The following is a 17,951-nucleotide window of genomic DNA, read 5'->3' on the forward strand; positions in this document are numbered from 1 at the left end:
AGTTGGGCGATCAAGGCGCCCGAAGTCAGTCACCTTTGACGTCGACCCACTGACCTGTCAGGGGTTTCAGGCCGCTTCCAGATTTCCCAACAATATAGAAGTCATATCCACATCAATTGCCCCGTCTACGGCAACAACATCAGTGCCTGTCTCGTAGTCGACGTTGTCTTTTGTGATTTCCGACAAGTCTGAATTTTCATCCAAGAAGACCCATTGTAAATCGGGTGCTGAGGAATCTCCAACAACCACCTGTAGGATTGCAAGCGCATCCAGGGCGTTGACGGAACCGTCCTGATTGACGTCGGCAGCGATCAGATCTTCTGCCGTAGCAGGCCCCCAAGTCGGGTCCAAACCCACGGCGATGCGCAGCACTTGCAATGCGTCCAAGGCATCGATTTCGTTACTCGCTGTAGAATAGTATTTTACGACGTCCAAGCTGCCAGGATAGGTTCCATCCGGCAAATCCAGATCGAAATTACCTTGATCATCTGCCGTAACAGAGATTGTTCCACCTCCGTCAGGCGTAAATCTGATCTCTGCATCTGACAAACCCGGATTGGCCGTTTCGCTGTTTACAGAAACTGGCCCGGCCACACCACCGGAACTGTCTGGTGTCAGACCGCCGAAATTCCCGAAATCGACTGGGATATGATCCGGGCCGTCAAAACCAGCGCCGAAAATATCACCAGCGGTCAACGGCCCGCCAGTGGCGGAGTGAACATCGACAACTTCTCCTCGATATTCGATCCGGGCGCCTTGCGCGGTGCTGGTTACGGTCAATTGTTGAGGTGAACGTAAAAGCAGATAGTCGAACATGTCCAGCCGATCTACACCTGGCTGAAAATCTGAAATTGTAGTCAGCCCACTTCCCGACTGCATTACAAAGATGTCGGAGCCTGCTCCACCCGACATAGTTGTTGCACCTGCTCCGGCAATGAGAATGTCGTTGCCTTGACCCCCTATCAGGGTCGTATCCAGAATACTTCCGCTTAGCATATCGTCGGATGCCGTCCCAACCACTGTAGCAAATCCAGTTTTCACAGTGCCCAAATCGTCAACTGGAACTGTAAGAACTGTTACGCCGGCCTCTTGTTGCGACGTGACCAGGATTTGCAGCTCATTCCCAACAAGCGCCGCGCTGAGTGATTCGACGTTCTGCAAGCCGCTCGCCAATGTGTCGGCAAAACTGTCGAGATAAACCAACTGGCCCTGAGGGGTCAGCGTAAAAAAGCTCACCCCGTCATCACCTCCCCCGGCTACAACGAATACGCGTCCGTTGACTTCGACAACCGCCAGGTCCTGAACCGCTGCAAAACGAGTATCAAGCGTATCCAGCACATGGTTCGTGGCTGTCAGGACCCCATCCTGTTTAATTTGCAATACGCTAAGAGAGTTGCTGCCTGCACCCGCAACAACCACCCAAGATTTTCCATAGGCCTCTACCGTTTCAACGGCGGTCGGCGTCGAAATTCCAAGCGTTCCCAAGGGGGTGCTGTTGTCAATTTCAGTCAAAATACCCGTGCCACTATTGATCTGAAAAGTCGCGATTGTATTGGTCGCCGCATCGCTTGAAACAAGAAAGTGACCAGAACCGGCACGCACTGTCTGCATAGAGTCAGCGTCGCCCTGTATTAATCCTGCCAAACTGAGCGTGCCGTCTGCCGCCACATGATATGTCCCGATTTGACCCGTGGTTTCATGCGCCATCACGACAAGATCGGTGGTCCCGACAGACACTTGAGCAATCGCGCCTATATCCCCACCACCATTCAGCGTACCGGTTTCTTGCAACCCACCGATGGTCCCGTCCAAATTCAAATCATACCCAACCAAACCCGTGGCACTGTTCACATCCAGTACAAGTTGACCGGCGTCTGGGAAATCCACTGGCGTGCCATTGCGACCCACCAGAAATGTGATTGAACCGCTGTAATATTCCGTATCAACAAGCTGCGGCAAAGCACCTTCGACTAACCGCCACACAGCGACACCACCGCCGGGTCCGGTGACCGAGTAGAGATACGTGACCCCGTTAAACGTTTTTAAAGCCGTATCGCCGATACCTGAATCGAGCGCTGTGCTCCCCGTTGCAACCACGCTTTCGAATTGAAGTCTCACTGCCGTCACCTCCTGAGCCACCCCTGGCAATGTCAAAAGACTGGCTGAGTACCCAGACCGAAACCAAAGCGGAATTGTGGTGAAAACGAGGAGTTCGGCTTCAGTTTAACTCAAATTTTTTGGGTCCGATCGAAGCAGTAACCAGTGGGAAAGACAGATGAGGAAATCGTCAAAGCGTACTTCTCAACACCTTCGAATGATTGCGGACACCACATGTGAGGGCAAGATGACCAAAGCACCTGAGTCCAACAACCGATCCGCAGTTGAAACCCCGGACACAGACCGTAAGCAGTATGTTCGCCGGTGGATCGAAGGTAAATTCGGTCGCTGGGCGAGTCGCGGGGCTGCAGGCGGCCTTCTGTCAACGGTTATGGCACTGCCGGCCTTGTCGCAGGCTTCGATAGAAGAGCTGTACGCATTTCAATTTGCAGAAACCATCCCAGGTGTCCGCTCAGCAAAGCTGTTGAAAAACGGTGATGTGCTTTTGAAGATGACGGACGGTCGTTCACTGATAGTCGCAGCTGAAAACACGCAGGTCCTGGACAGCGGCGCGATTATGATTGCGGAAGAGACAGTCGCCGAAATCGTTCAATTCAGCGCGGCTGAGGCCGGTGCGGCAGCAGCCGGTGGAATTAGTGGCACTGGCGCGGCGCTGGGCGGCTTGGGCCTGGCTGGAGCGGCCGCTGCGGCCGGTGGCGGTGGCGGTGGGGATGACGAAGCCGCCCCGCAAGCCGAGCCCACATACCCGAGTTTCAATCTGGCCCAACTCCAATCCGCGGCCTTGAACAGTGCCAGCACAAATTCAGCCGCACCCGATGGCACCTCGACCGTAGAAATTACAATCGGATCACTCGTCAAATCCGTAACACCTAATTCTGACGGCAGTTGGAGCCTCTCTCTAACCGCAGCCGAGGCGGCTGCTCTTCCCCAAGGAATAACGGCTGTGTCTGTCCGGCATTTGGACGATGCAGGTACAGAATTGTCAGTTCAAACAGTTCAGTTCGACATCGATTCAATTCCACCGACTCTTTCGATCATTGGTTTCTCTGGCGGTGCGGTTCTGAATTCGGCGGAACAGGCAACGGATCTCACGGTCTTCGGTTCAACAGATGCGGAGGACGGACAAACCGTGACCGTTTCACTGAACGGGCGAACTTACACTGGAACAGCAATCGGTGGGCAATGGAGTGTCATTGTCCCAGCTTCCGCACTTGCGGCTCTGCCGGACGGTGCAACTGTATCACTAACGGCTGATGTGGCCGACGCTGCGGGTAATCCTGCCCCTCAGGTCAGCGGAAGCTTTGATACTGACTTCACAGCACCAACCGTATCACTTGACCCTGTTGCGGGAGGGTCGATTGAGCTGGTCGACGTTGCAGGCGATCTGACGCTCACGGGTTCAACAACGGCTGCGGACGGCCAGCCAGTCAGCGTTGTTTTCAACGGTCAAGTCTATTCAGGCACTGCTTCTGGAGGGGGTTGGAATGTGACGATCCCCAACGCTGATCTCAGCTCTCTCACGACCGGAGTCCCCGCGGCGATCATTGTTACAACAGAAGATACAGCAGGCAATCAGTCGATGCCTGTCATCTCGTCCGTGCCGGTGGATCTCACTGGCCCGTCCATTTCCATCTCCCCCCTACCCGTCGGTGCTGTTTTGAACGTCCTAGAAGCCGGAGTTGACTTGACGGTCAGTGGCACAACCGGAAATGTCGAGGATGGTCAACAAGTTACCGTCTCTTTGGATGGGAAAACATACACCGGCACAGTAACAGGCGGCACATGGTCGGTGACAGTTCCCACCGCTGATTTGGGCGCCCTTTCTGACGGAAGCAGTTTTTCGGTTACAGCAGATGTGAGTGATACAAACGGATTGCCGGCACAGCAGGCAAACGTGTCTCTGTCTACGGACCTGACGGCACCTAGTCTCAACATTGACAGCTTTTCGGACGGGGCAGTTATGAATGCCCTAGAGCAGACAACTGACTTGATTATCTCGGGCACAACCACCGCTGAGGATGGGCAAACAGTAAGCGTTAGTATGAATGGGCAAACGTATTCAGGCACCGTGTCTGCTGGCGCCTGGAGCGTCACGGTCGCAGCGTCGGATCTTAGCGCGTTGTCAGATGCTGCTACCATAACCGTAACTGCCGACGTATCCGACGCCGCTGGAAACCTGGCACCGCAGGCCATCAACAGCTTCGACACCGATTTCACGCCGCCCAGCTTAACAATCACGAACGTATCAGACGGCGCATTAATGAACGCCACGGAACAAGGCACGGATATGACAATTTCCGGAGCCTCTGACGCACCGAACGGAACAGTGGTAAGCATCGACCTCGTACGTGCCGACGGAACAGTCGATGTCACTGGAACAGCAACCGTAACGAGCGGTAGCTGGACATACACTGCGACAGCCGCCGAAATCTCTGTACTTCAAGATGCCGAGACATACAGCATAAATGCGTCAATCACAGATTCAGCAGGGAATAAAAATCTCACCTCGACAAGTCTAAATACCGATTTCACAGCGCCAACGATCACGATCGATACCCTTCCCGTGGGACCAGTGCTGGATGTAGAAGAACAATCTTCAGATTTGACGATCTCGGGCACTGCGACATCTGAAGACGGTCAGACGGTTTCTGTCACGTTTGGAGGTCAAAACTATTCCGGCACGGTCACAGGGGGGGTATGGTCGGTAAACGTGCCCGCCAGCGATCTGAGCGCTCTTTCGGACGCAACAACCTACACTGTTTCTGCAACTGTTGAAGATCTGGCCGGAAACAGTTCGGCAGTCGCAAGCAGCTCGGTCGCAACCGACTTCCGCCCCGTTTTAACATTGGATGAAATCGGAGTGAACGACGCCGTTGTTTTAAACGACGCGCAAGCATCTGGCTTGACGGTTACTGGCTCGTCCCTGGGGCTTTCAAACGGTCAGACGGTAGATGTTTCACTTAACGGAAACACAGTCGGATCGACAACGGTAGCAGCAGACGGCACTTGGTCTTTGGCAGTTCCTTCAACTGAGTTTTCGACCATGAATTCCGGGGACGACCTTGTGTTTTCGGCGCAGGCTACAGTGACAGGCGGACCAAACCCTTTACCTGTTTCTGATCAGGTAACGGCCTATGAACCAGCAGCATATGTAATCACAGAAGCTGGACGTGCGGGCTCAACTGTCACTTTTGAGATCTACGCCGACTCAGATCGCGACATTTCAAGTGGCCTTGCCATTACGGCAGAGCTGGAATTCGACTCATCTGTAGTTTCATTTGACAGCGGATCTACAACAGAAAACAGCGCGTTTGATTTGTTCCTCGCTAGCCCCGGAACCGGTGATGTCATGAATTTCGCGGGTGCTGCGACTGTCTTCACCGATCTGTCTCAGCCGTTGGTCACCTTCACGATGACAATCCAAGATCCAACCCAACCCATAGTGTTGAACATCAATACGACCGACGGCGGTCCGTCCACTTTGCAAGTTGGGACCAACGGAGACGATAGTCTGACCGCAGTAAACACTGACACGCTTATTCAAGGTGGAAGTGGGGACGACTCAATTGATACCTCGGCATCTGGTCGCGATGTTGTTGTCTTTGAAACTGACCCTGCGAGCAACGGCTCAGACACCATCACGGGCTTTACCATCGGCCCGGCTGCCGAAGTGACTGATGCATTGATGTTTAGTGGATTGGACGCGAGCACTTTGCGCGGGGACGGCACCGGGTTTGAACTATTGTCGGTTGGCGAAAGTATTGGCGCAAACACTGGGTTCGTTGGTTTGGGTACGGTTTTGAGTGATCTCAACGCGAGTACGATAGAAAACGCTGTTGAAAGTCTTACCGATGCATTGGCCGGGGACGAACTGTACGTCATGGCTACTGACGGGCAAGACAGCGTTCTGGTCAAGGTCGATTTTGTGGCCTCAGGCAATGCCAACGTACAATCTGTCGCCTCATTTCAGGGTCTGAACGATCTGAGCAACTTGCACACAGACAATGTCCTGCACACAGACCCAACTGGTGCGTCCGCCTGATCCAGGTCCAACCCTCAGTGAAAACTTGCATTCAAAATGAGGTAGTTATGGCAGAAATTGGCTTAACTCCAGTAAGCCGGCAACGGCATGGGAAGCGGTATTGGAAGCGTTTTTCTTCATTCGATTTCGTAAGCGGAATGAAAGACTGTGTTGTAGTGAATGCGGAAATCCTCCTAGCCGCGGCCACTTTCCCGATTGCTTTCAGCAGATGTGGCCAAGGTTTCTACCCCGTGGCTGTCCTTTCCATGGCTTCAGACCACCCTACACCCTTCGTGTCGACCCAGGGCAGATGGCTCGCCGCTTATGTCCCCTCTGAGCTTCGCTGTTTTCCTTTTCGGTGCGAATTGACCAACAACCAGGATGCAATCAAGGGCCCGAGCTTTGAGCTTCTGGTCGACGAAAAATCAGGTCTTGTTACTACCGACCCAGCAAATGAAGCTTTTTTTGATCCCGTTGGCGAACTTGCCCCGGAAGTCAGAAAAGTAGAGTTTTTCTTTCAAACACTCTCCAGATCGATGCAGGACACGTTCACATTGTGCCGAGTGTTTGAGGAGATGGGTCTTTTCTCTCCTCTGAAAGCTCCGCAAGGCACCCCCACCCCTGATGGTTACTACGGAATTGACACAGGCGCTTTACGGAAAACACAGACAGCCAAAATTTCATTACTTGCACAGAACGACGGTCTTCGCCTGATACACGCTCATCAGGTTTCATTGTCCCATTTCAACTGGCTGTCGAAGGCGCAGGCTGACGCTGATCGGCTGAATACCCAAAAACACGACAACGCAGCTTCAAATCTTCCCAGCTTCCTAGATGCACTGGCTGCGGCACAAGAGAGCGAAAGCGCCCTCGGACACCATAGTCATGAGGGTCGATATGCGGTTCTTTAGGAATGGCGAGAAAATACTTGCGCTTGTTCTCTCTGCGGTGCTTACCTCCGCCTGTACGCCCCCACCGGATTTAACTCCTGTGTCCATGTCATTTGCAACTGGAACCGCTGGAGCCGGCGCCGTTACGCCCTCAAGTTCGCTCAGTCAAAGTACGTTTGGGCAAAGGGTACGAGCAGCCGTTGAGTCAAACCCAAATCTGGCTCAGAGCGTTACGGGGATAGAAATCGCAGCAGCTAACCAAGATGCAGCCAAGGGCGCTTTCTTGCCCCAAATATCGTTGGGGGTTAATGCACGTTCCGAACGGATCGAAGCCGATATTGCAGATGTCTCACCTTATCTAAGGGTGTCGCAACTTTTGTACGATGGCGGCGCAGCTGCTGGGGACCTGACTGCAGCCCGAGCACGATTGATGGAAAGCCGAGGTAATCAGATACAAACTGCGTCAGCAACCGCTCTAGCGGCAATTGAGACGTACGTTCTAGTCCTCGATCAGCGAAAGATTCGGGACATTTCGATACAAAACGTCATTGTTCATGAAGAGTTAGTACGTCAAATCTCAAATCGCGCGACAAGCGGGGCCGGTTCCAACGCAGATGTTCTTTCGGCGCAGTCGCGCATGGCGGATGCGCGAACAAGGCTTGCCGACGCGCAAGGTCGAACTGACCGTGCCGAAGCACGGTTTCGCGAAGTCTTTGGGGAAGCTCCCGGAAATTTAAGGCCCCCGGTTTCCGCTCCTGACTTGGAAAGAAGCGACGCTCAAATTATACGATCCAGCCCTCAAATTCGTAGCGCGAATGCAAGACTTTTGGCGGCAAAAGCGGAGTGGACCGCGGCGCAGGCGCGCCGCAGACCAGATATTCGCGCCGCAGCATTTGCCAATCAAGACGAAAATCGGGATGCAAATTTTGGCGTTGACCTTGCGGTCAACTATGAATTGGACAGTACCGGTCAGCGTCGCGCAGCGATTGCCGCCGCAGAAGCTCAAGTCAAAGAGGCGGAATTCGTTCGAGAACAACTCGTTCGTGAAATCACTCGGGAATTGGGCTTCATTCGTTCAGACCGGAAAGCCGGAGCTGAACGACTGCAAGCGGCTCGCGCTGCAGTCACCGCCAATGCAGACAACGTCACAGCTTCACGCGCGCAGTTTTCGATTGGACGCCGCAGTTTGATCGAAATCCTTGATGCGCAGCGCGACTATATCAATGCTCAAGAGCGTCTCATTCTTGCGGAACAGAGTTTTTTCCTGACCAATTACGCAGCGCTGAGCCTTACCGGAGAAATCCTTGACTTGCTCGGGATTTCGCTTGGGGCCTGGGACAGCTTGGAATGAAAATGACCAACTCAACGCTCACCAACCCTTTTCTGACGCACTATGAGGCTTGCCTGCTCAACGTAGCGAGCTCGCTGGAGAGGCCAATAACGCTGGCCACGCTTCATGCGGCGCAAACTGGCGCAGATGGAGAGTTGACCATACGCGACATCGTTTCTGTGGCTCAGCATGCGAAACTACAGGCGGGCTACGGCAAGCGGCGCCTTTCTGAATTTGACGGGAAACTTGCGCCCGCGATGTTGCTGCTGACCGGAAACCGGGCCGTTGTGTATCATGGGCGGGCCAGCAGCGGTGGATTGTTGATATTCGATCCCGAAGTTGGCGAAGGTATTTGCGAACTTCCCGAGGACAGCTTTTGCGATACTTACACTGGCTATGCCATTTTGTTTCGTCGTCGTTACGACGATGAAATTTTGCCTCAAGCCAACTCAGATAATGGGCACTGGTTCCGCGCAGCTCTTACTGCGAACCGGTGGGATTATTTGCAAGTCGCACTGGCAGCTGCGTTGGCCAACCTGTTGGGCCTCACAACATCTATTTTCATTATGGTCGTCTATGATCGCGTTTTACCAAACGAAGCGACTGAGTCCCTGATTGCATTGACGATAGGCGTGGCACTTGCATTGGTCTTCGACTTTGTACTGAAACTGCTGCGAGCGGGGTTTATCGACAGGGCCGGACAAAAGGCCGATTTGCTGATGGGGCGGCGAATCTTCGATCAGTTGCTGAACATTCAGATGAAATCTCGGACAGGCTCTACTGGTGCAATGACCAGCACAATTCGTGAGTTTGAAACACTGCGTGAGTTTTTTACATCAGCCACCCTTGTCGCCGTTGTCGACTTACCCTTCATCGGACTATTTGTTTTCGTGATCTATCTGGTTGGTGGACAACTGGCAGTTGTACCAGCCTTTGCAGTTCCAGTAGTGCTTTTGACAGGTTTGGCAGTTCAACCAATTCTGTCACGCATGGCGGAAAAGAGCCTTGCTGACGGGCAATCTAAGCAATCTGTGCTGGTCGAAGCTGTCTCGGGCATTGAAACGATCAAAACAACGGCCGCAGGCCAACGAATGCGAGCCAGGTGGGAACAGGCCATCGAGCGACAATCAACACATGGAGCAAAAAGTCGGGCTGTCACGCAATTTGCATTGAACCTAACCGGATTTACGCAACAAGCTGCTCAGGTGCTCATTGTTTTCTATGGTGTTTTTCTGATCGCCGATGGGCAAGCCAGCATGGGTGCGCTTGTGGCCTCTGTTATGCTGACCGGTCGCGCATTGGCACCTTTAGGTCAATTGGCGCAGACATTGACTCGCATGAACCAGGCCCGCAGCGCCTATCGCAATCTCAACAACTTTATGAAGGCTGAGAGCGAACGCCCTGAAGGTCGCACTTGGGTGAACCGAGACGGGTTCAAGGGGGCAATTTCCTTCAACAACGTGCATTTTTCTTACCCTGATCAAAAGACTGACACGCTCCAAGGAATATCTTTCACGATCGAACCCGGCGAAAAAGTAGCGATCCTTGGCCAAATCGGCTGTGGAAAAAGTACGATCGCCCGCATACTTCTGGGCCTGTACTCGCCCCGTGTAGGATCAGTCACACTCGACGGTCTGGACATTCGGCAGATCGACCCTGGTGACTTGCGTCGCAATATAGGCTCAGTTTTGCAAGAAATTTGGCTGTTCTCCGGGTCGATCCGGGACAACATCGCCAGCGGTGCGATCAGACCTAAAGATGACGACCTTGTCCAAGCAGGCCGTATATCTGGTGTTGAAGAATTCGTCACCAACCACCCAAACGGTTATGATCTTCAACTGTCCGAAAGAGGAGAAGGGCTTTCTGGCGGGCAACGGCAAGCCATTGCACTTGCCCGTGCGCTCATAGGGCATCCTCCGATTTTACTGCTGGATGAGCCGACAAGCGCCATGGACGTCCAAACTGAGGCTGAAGTGGTTCAACGTTTAAAAGAGGCCTCTTCGGACACGACAATGGTTGTCGTAACGCACCGAACCAGCCTGCTGGAGCTTGTTGACAGGATCATAATACTTGAAAACGGCAGGGTTGTCGCAGATGGACCCAAAAGCCTGCTGACACAACAAGCACGCCGCAACAGGAGACACTTGAATGTCGCGGCATCCTGATCTGGCCACCCTGGCGCGCGAAATGAAGGGGCGCTCTCCTATTCGGGGTTCATTGCTTTTGTTGGTGATCCTGTCTTGCCTGATCTCTGCCGTGGTTTGGGCACATCTAACCGAACTCGACGATGTCACGCGCGTAGACGGTCGCATTGTCCCGTCCGGTGATATCCAAGTAATCGATGCCAGCGAACCCGGAATTCTACGCGCGCTCCATGTGCGCGAAGGCCAACTGGTGGAGAAAAACACAATGCTTATGGAGCTTGATGCCACGCAAATCGATAGCAAGCTCAGTCAGGAACAACAACGCGCATTCGGGCTGATGGCGCGCGCAAGGCGGCTTCAGGCGGAAATAGACGGAACTCAGTTGGAATTCGACGGGAAGCTGATTTCAGGAGCACCAAGTGTAGTGCGCTCGGAAACGGCACTGTATCAGGGGCGGCAAACTGAGTTGGCGGCAGAGATTGCAATTCTGGAACGTCAGCGCCAACAGAAACACCGCGAGTACGAAGAAGGCCTAGTTGATCAAGTCACAGCTGTTGAGACGCTAAAAGTCCTTGCGGAAGAGCGCGCCATGATGGCCCCCTTGGTCCAAAGCCAGATGGAGCCTGCGACAACCTTACTGGCCTTGCGCCGAAGCGAGGCAGAGTGGCAGGGGCGTAAAGTGCGCGCTGAAGCAGTAATCAACCGGCTACAGACGGGCCTGAAAGAAATCGATGATCGCATTCAGGCCGCCCGTAGCCGGTTTAGAAGTGCCGCGCTGACCGACCTTGCGATTGCCACGGCTGAATTGGCGGCCTTGAAACCGACGCTGCCTGCTTTGCGCGACAGAGTTATGCGAGCGCAAGTCCGCTCTCCGGTGCGGGGCATTGTCAATCGCATTCACCAGACAACCATCGGAGGGCACACAAGAAGTGGCGAGGAGCTTGTCGAAATCGTGCCTCTGGATGACACGCTGCTTGTCGAGGCTTACGTGAAACCCGAGGACATCGCATTTCTACGCGCCGGGCAACCTGTGAAAGTCAAGATCACAGCCTATGACTTCGCCCGATATGGAGCCTTAGATGGTGAAATCATACGCATTGGTGCCGATACAATCACGCGATCGGAACGCAATGAAGAAGATGTTTTCGTCGTAGAAATCCGAACGAACAACACCATGTTGGACGGGAACGGCATTGCGGTCGAGATTATTCCTGGCATGATCGCAGAAGTGGACATTCTGTCCGGTCGCAAATCTGTTTTGGACTACATTCTGCAACCCGTCGTGAAGATCAAGGATCAGGCGCTTAGAGAGTAAACCGATCAAGCAAGGCGGCTACATGCCTGATTATGGCATGAATGTATGACCGACGTAGGGGCTGAGAGCCTCAACCTCAGTTGATCAATACTTCAGTTATTTCCAGTCAACTTCGCCCAGAAAGATGTACCCAGCACCATAAATCGTTTTGATAAGGCGCGGGTTCTTGGGGTCTTCACCAAGTTTAGTTCGCAGTCTGGATATCCGAACATCCATGGCCCGGTCAAAGCTGTCCCCTGCTGCTCCGCCCAGCGACTCCTGCATCTGCCCCCGACTGATCAGGCGCTTGGGGCTCTCAAGAAACAACCTCAGAACTTCACCTTCCGCATGGCTGAACGGGGTTTCTGAACCCGCCCCGTCCTCAAGTACGTAGCGGTCAAAATGCGCTGTCCAACCATTGAACACAGCTGTATCTGAGTGTGACGTTGGGCCGCGCGGGGCACGCAACCTCGCCCTTATCCGAGCCACAACTTCTGCCGGATCGAATGGTTTCGTTATATAGTCATCAGCACCAAGCTCTAACCCCGTCACGCGATCTTGCACCTGTGCACGGCCGGATATGATAATCACCGCCGCGCCTTGTTCTAGCGCAAGGCGGTGAACCAGAGCCAACCCATCCGTGTCCGGCAAGGAAAGATCGACCAGACAGACATCTGGCGTCACGCGCTTCAGCGCCGCCTCGAATTCCCGCGCACGAGAGAAACTTTGCGTTCGGAACCCTGCGTCTTCCAAAGCATCCGTCAGGATGCGGCGTATCTCGGGCTCATCATCGAGAATAGTCACCAGCGGTTGCGTCATCAGGCTGCCTCAGTTTGGATCAGTGCAGACAATTGCGCCTGTGAAAACGGTTTTTGCAACACCGGTGCCAAAGCGAGTGCCTGTTGGTGCAATGGATCTGAATTGGGTAGGGACGTCATTAGGATGCACGGAAACCCAGGCTTGACCTTTTTCAGTAGATCCAGGCCTGTTGCCCCTCCTTCCAGGCGGATATCGGACAGGACCATCGAGATGTCTTGAACGCTGGACAGCAGCGCGACCGCTTCATCGACTGAGTTGGCTTCAATTACGGCCAAACCCAATTCCACCAACATGTCACGAAACTGACCGCGCAATTCATCGCTATCTTCCACCAACAGCACAAGACCGCCTCGGGCCGGTGGAGCTGGTCGGTAGGGTAACCGCAGGACGACGGAAGCCCCGGACGGGGTATTCTTTAAGTTCAGATCACCCCCCGTCAGTTTTACGGTGTCATAAACCATCGGTAGGCCCAGCCCGGACCCATCGCTCCCTTTCGTTGTAAAGAAAGGATTTAGCGCTTTCTCCAACGCCTCTGGTGAAAACCCCGGACCGGTGTCCGACACAGTGATCTCGACCCAAATGTTACCGATAGCGTGTGCGCTTATGGTAATCTGGCCCGAGCTTCCACATGCGTCCCGTGCGTTCAAAATCAGATTCAACAGCGCGTCCTGCACCATTCCCGGATCAAGCATCAAAGCCTGATCCGGTAGTGTGTTGACAACAGAAAGCCCCATGCCGCGCGGCAGGGATGGGGTGGCGAGTATCCGCAGATCTTCCAGTAGACCGCGCATATCCGTGGCCTGAGGCTGAGGTGTTCTGTTCCCGGTCATATCCGCAATCCGGTTCAGCAATTGCCCGCCCCTGCGCGCCGTTTGTTGAGTGGCAACGACAAGCTCTTGCGCTTCATCCGGCAAGTGCATCTTGTCCAGCCTAGATTGCATTCCAAGGATAATCGTAAGCAGGTTCGAAAAGTCATGCGCAAGGCCGCTTGTCATTTGCGCCGCCATCGCTCTGCGACGTGTCTGCTGCAATGCAACCCGCGCTTGTGTTTCCTCGGTTATGTCCACAGACATGACGTAGACCCCCCCCGCCCCATCCGGTGTGAATGAAACACGGATGCGGCGAGAATCCTGATCTTCAGTGAACTCAAAAACAGATTGCTCACCGTCGTAAGCCTTTTGCAGATGGCTTTCGACACGTGCGAAAGCCACAGCACCAAGGGCCTCGGAGATATGGAGCCCAAGAATATCAGAAGGACGGCCAGGCATAACCGCGCTCAGACGTCGGTTGGAATAGTCGTAGAGCCCGTCGCTGTCCAAATGCGCGATATGAGCCGGCATCATCTCGGTCACCAGACGCGTCCGGGCCTCAATTTCGGTCAGTTCCCGTTTGGCTTCTTCCAATGCGGCGATCGTGGCAGCAAGCTTGCGGTTGGTGGCCGACAATTCTTCGGCATGACCCAACAACTGTTCAGACAGTTCCTCGGACCGTGCTCGCAGAAGGTTTTCGGCCCGCCGTGTACCTGTGATGTCCGTATAGACCGCAACCCAACCCCCTTGTGGCAACGGCGCGCCTTCGATTGAGACTACTTGCCCGTTTGGACGTACCCGTTCCATGTAATGCGGCTCAAACGCCAAGGCCTGTTCGACGCGCAGGTTGACCATGTCCTCCACACTCTCGTCGTGGCCATATTCTCCTCGACTGGCAAGAAAGTGGATGGTGTCTCGAAACAAGGCCCCACGCTGGACCAGTTCGTCTGGTAACCCGAACATTTCCTGAAAACGGCGATTGCTGAGCACCAACTGCAACTTGCTGTCATAGATGGAAAGAGCCTGACCAATCAGGTTCAGCCCTGCGGTGGTCATAGCCTTGATGCGCTTTTCTGTTATGTTCAAGCTTGCCGTCTCCACAGCCTCTGCCTAGCACCAGTTACCAGGCGCGGATAGTGGAATCATGTTCGGTGCCTCGCCGCGCCGGGTCAGGACCCGCCGTGTAAAGGCATAGCATTCGCGGCGCGATATGCCTCGACATATCCCCTTGCGACAGATCGTACAGCGCGACCTATCTGGGCATAGGCTTCGTCCGGCAGATTGGCAAAGGAAACGCGCGCGGACCAACCCGGCGCATCGAACCCACTGCCATTCAACAGAACAATCCCGTGATCCTCGGCAAGTTTGAAGGCAATGTCGAGCGGGTGCACGTTCTTCTTGATCCAAGTCACAACGTCGTCGCCAACATATTTGCGCAACCAATATTCGAAGTCGATGATCCCATAATAGGCGTCGTAGTTTTCGCCAGCATTGACCTCGATCCCCATAGCTTCGGTCAATAGCTTGAACCGCCGATGCACAAGTTCCATACAGGCGGTTTGATAGTCTTTTTTGGTGTCCACCAGCTCAACAAGCGAAAACAGGGTCATCATGACTTGTTGAGGTAAGGACAGACCAGCGGTGTGGTTCAGGGCAACATCCCGGCTGTCTGCAACCAGACGATCAACGAAGCGGATATCCCGAGGGGTAAGGCTCAGCGTGCCATACCGTTTGTCCAGCGTCTGCTTAATCTCTTCGCTGTGCTGTGCCAGTTTGAGGTCAAAGATATTGTCTTGTGCAACGGCAATGACACCCAAACGCCAGCCCGTGCAGCCAAAGTATTTAGAATAGGAATAAACGCCAATTGTATTGCGTGGCATGTACCCCATGACCGATGTGAAATCATGCACGAATGTTCCATACACATCATCTGTCAGAACGATGAGGTCGGGGCGATGGTTCTCGACCACATCCGCCAGTTTTTCCAGAGATGCCTTGTTCAGGGCAACTGACGAAGGATTGCCCGGATTGACCAGAAAGAAGGCTTTTACTTTGGGGTCTTTCAGTGTCTCGACCGCCGCATCGGTCAATTGGAAGCCATCTTCTTCATCAGTTTCCACATGGACGGATTCGAGGCTGTAGTCCTCCAACTCGGGCATTTCGAGATACGGGGTGAAGATCGGAGTGCACAGTGCAATCGTATCGCCAGGGTTCAGCAATCGGTTGGCTTTGAGTGATTTGAAGATGTAACACATCGCGGCTGTGCCGCCTTCGACAGCAAACAGATCAAATCGTGCATCTGGCTGTCGACCAGAACACATGGCCCACATCAGATATTCATGCGCAATAATCTGATTGTGATGCAGAATTCGATCCGGCACGGGATAATTGTCTCCAATGATCGAATCCGTCAGTTCATGAACAAACGCATCTGCATCAAAGTCGAAAGCAAAAATGGCGTGTTTGACCACAGTCAACAAAGTATCGGTGCCCGGCATATCGGCATTTGCCTCGGCCCAGCGCAAAAAGCGATCATGGCACCCTTTGATGGCCGGCATTCCACCCAAACCCGCGGGATGGTCCATAACGCGTTTGGCTTCGGTTATGGCAAACTGACCAAGCGCAAAGAACGCTTCACGCGGGCGTGTCGCGATCCAGTTGGGGTTGCCGCGCCCTGCGTTCAGAAACGCACTGTTGGACTTTCGCGCCTCATCCGAGGCCAGTTTGATCAGCTCATCCTTGATCTGAAAAGGGCTGAGCGCTTCGTAATCGTGCAGTTTCAGACGGTCCATACCACATACCTTTCCAAATCAACTGAGGATCAAAACAACGACCATGCCAAAGATGGTCAGTAACGTATTCCCGATCGCATAGGGCATCCCATACCCCAACGCTGGTATTCGGCTTTGAGCGGCTTCCTGGATCATCCCCAGCGCAGCTGTTGTGGTTCGCGCGCCCGCGCAGGCCCCGAACAAAATGGCCGGATGAAACTTGAAAACGTAGTGGCCGACATAGACAGAAAAGATCATGGGCAATGAGGTGGCGACAATACCCCAAAGCAGCAATGCGACACCGGCCTGCTGAAGCCCTGCGACGAAACCGGGGCCCGCACTGATCCCAATCACAGCAATAAATACGTTCAGGCCAAGGGTATTCATCAACCACAATGACGGACCGGGTATACGCCCGAAAGTTGGATGAACCGTTCGCAACCAGCCAAGCAACAACCCTGACAAAAGGGCCCCACCTGTTGTGGACAGGCTGATTGGGAATCCCCCCATGGTGATCGCCAGGGTCCCGACCAAACCGCCAAGAAAGATCCCCCATCCGACAAAGGCAAGATCCGTCGTGTCCACCGGACGGTCTGCATATCCAACCTGGGCGATTGCGGCTTCGACATGGCGCTTTGACCCAAGAACCGTCAGGATGTCACCGCGATGCACGACAGTTCCCGGCAACAGCGGCAGTTCGACCATGTTACGCATCAGCTTCGAGACATAAACACCACGGGCCAGCGAGAGCTTGCTTAGGTCCTCTAGCGTTTTTCCGTGAACCTCTTTGCTGGTGATCAGAACGTCCAGCTTCTCGGTCGGTGTGTTTAGCAATTCAGGGGCGTCAGCCTCTTTCATGCGGCCTTCCAGCAGGCCGACCAAGTCCGCGCGCCGCCCGGAAAACATGACGACGTCGCCCGCCTGAAGTTCCGTGCTGTCCTCAACCTCGATAATTTCATCGCCACGCTTGATCCGTTCCGCATAAATCCGCACTCCGGGCATCAAGTCCTTGACCGGTTGGCCTATCAAATCACTGTCGTCTGGTATTTCAAACGCCCGTGCTTCGATCATGCGATAGGCCGAAACGATACCGTCACCAGACTCAATCGCCGCGCCGCCACCTAGCTGAGCTTCGTATTCCTTACAGGCGGCAATCAAATCCACACCAATCAGACGCGGGCCTATCTTGGCCAGAATGATGGCAGAACCAATGGTGCCGTAGATATAGGTAACAGCATAAGCGATCGGAATTTGATTGGCATAGGTCTGCGCTTGTTCTGACGACAGGCCCAATTGATTGATCTGATCTGTTGCAACACCAATTGCGGCCGAAATGGTCTGCGACCCCGCGTACAGGCCTGCCGCGAACCCTAATTCCAGACCCGCAACCATTGCGGAAATCAACGGGACAACCAAACACAGTGCAAGAACACTGAGCGCAAAGAACACTTCACGCGCACCGTCTGCTTTGAGGCCACGAATAAACTGTGGGCCTACACCATACCCAACCGCAAAGATGAACATGATGAAAAAGGTCGATTTGACCGCCGAGTCGATTTGGATGTGCGTTTGCCCAATGATCACAGCCGCAAGCAATGTTGCCGTGACAGTTCCCAGACTGAACCCAAAAAGCTTTTTGGGGCCGATCCAGAACCCCACCCCTATCGACAGAAAAACCGCCAGTTCGGGATAGCTGCGCAGCACATTCACAAACCAATCGCCCATCACCATCCTCCTCAGAGCACCCTGCAAGCG

10 protein-coding genes are annotated in these 17,951 nt (G+C 53.9%); 5 read left to right on the plus strand and 5 right to left on the minus strand.

The annotated features are described in order from the left end of the window. Positions 1 to 66 precede the first annotated feature (66 nt). Positions 67 to 2,118, minus strand: a complete 2,052-nt coding sequence (locus tag ACR0EV_RS06335) for a dockerin type I domain-containing protein (protein WP_480799307.1) — start codon at positions 2,116 to 2,118, stop codon at positions 67 to 69. 226 nt (positions 2,119 to 2,344) lie between these two features. Between ACR0EV_RS06335 and ACR0EV_RS06340 the strand changes: the two genes are divergently transcribed. From ACR0EV_RS06340 to ACR0EV_RS06360, 5 genes are all read left to right on the plus strand, one after another. Further along, the gene (locus tag ACR0EV_RS06340) at positions 2,345 to 6,160 is read left to right on the plus strand and encodes a beta strand repeat-containing protein (RefSeq protein WP_480799308.1); all 3,816 of its coding nucleotides are present in this window, start codon (positions 2,345 to 2,347) and stop codon (positions 6,158 to 6,160) included. 47 nt (positions 6,161 to 6,207) lie between these two features. Further along, positions 6,208 to 7,050, plus strand: coding sequence for a SapC family protein (locus ACR0EV_RS06345; protein WP_480799309.1), 843 nt, complete (start codon positions 6,208 to 6,210; stop codon positions 7,048 to 7,050). 85 nt (positions 7,051 to 7,135) lie between these two features. Then, positions 7,136 to 8,380 carry a TolC family protein gene (locus ACR0EV_RS06350; protein ID WP_480799580.1) on the plus strand — a complete coding sequence of 415 codons (1,245 nt, stop codon included), beginning with the start codon at positions 7,136 to 7,138 and terminating at the stop codon, positions 8,378 to 8,380. Further along, positions 8,377 to 10,524 carry a type I secretion system permease/ATPase gene (locus tag ACR0EV_RS06355; protein WP_480799310.1) on the plus strand — a complete coding sequence of 716 codons (2,148 nt, stop codon included), beginning with the start codon at positions 8,377 to 8,379 and terminating at the stop codon, positions 10,522 to 10,524. Before ACR0EV_RS06350 ends, ACR0EV_RS06355 begins: the two co-directional genes overlap by 4 nt. Then, positions 10,508 to 11,818 (plus strand): HlyD family type I secretion periplasmic adaptor subunit, encoded by a 1,311-nt coding sequence (locus tag ACR0EV_RS06360; RefSeq protein ID WP_480799311.1) that lies wholly within the window; start codon positions 10,508 to 10,510, stop codon positions 11,816 to 11,818. Before ACR0EV_RS06355 ends, ACR0EV_RS06360 begins: the two co-directional genes overlap by 17 nt. A gap of 96 nt (positions 11,819 to 11,914) precedes the next feature. On the opposite strand, the gene ACR0EV_RS06365 is transcribed toward ACR0EV_RS06360, so the two are convergent. The 4 genes from ACR0EV_RS06365 to aspT form a co-directional block, all read right to left on the minus strand. Next, positions 11,915 to 12,616 (minus strand): response regulator transcription factor, encoded by a 702-nt coding sequence (locus tag ACR0EV_RS06365; RefSeq protein ID WP_480799312.1) that lies wholly within the window; start codon positions 12,614 to 12,616, stop codon positions 11,915 to 11,917. Then, on the minus strand, positions 12,616 to 14,511 hold the full coding sequence (locus tag ACR0EV_RS06370; protein WP_480799313.1) for a PAS-domain containing protein: 1,896 nt from the start codon (positions 14,509 to 14,511) through the stop codon (positions 12,616 to 12,618). Before ACR0EV_RS06370 ends, ACR0EV_RS06365 begins: the two co-directional genes overlap by 1 nt. 83 nt (positions 14,512 to 14,594) lie before the next feature. Then, a complete protein-coding gene (locus ACR0EV_RS06375) occupies positions 14,595 to 16,217 on the minus strand; it encodes a bifunctional aspartate transaminase/aspartate 4-decarboxylase (protein WP_480799314.1) in 1,623 nt (540 codons plus the stop codon). 18 nt (positions 16,218 to 16,235) lie between these two features. Further along, positions 16,236 to 17,921, minus strand: a complete 1,686-nt coding sequence (gene aspT, locus ACR0EV_RS06380; RefSeq protein WP_480799315.1) for an aspartate-alanine antiporter — start codon at positions 17,919 to 17,921, stop codon at positions 16,236 to 16,238. Positions 17,922 to 17,951: the final 30 nt, after the last annotated feature.

The sequence above is a fragment of the Ruegeria sp. CF8 genome (assembly GCF_056537285.1).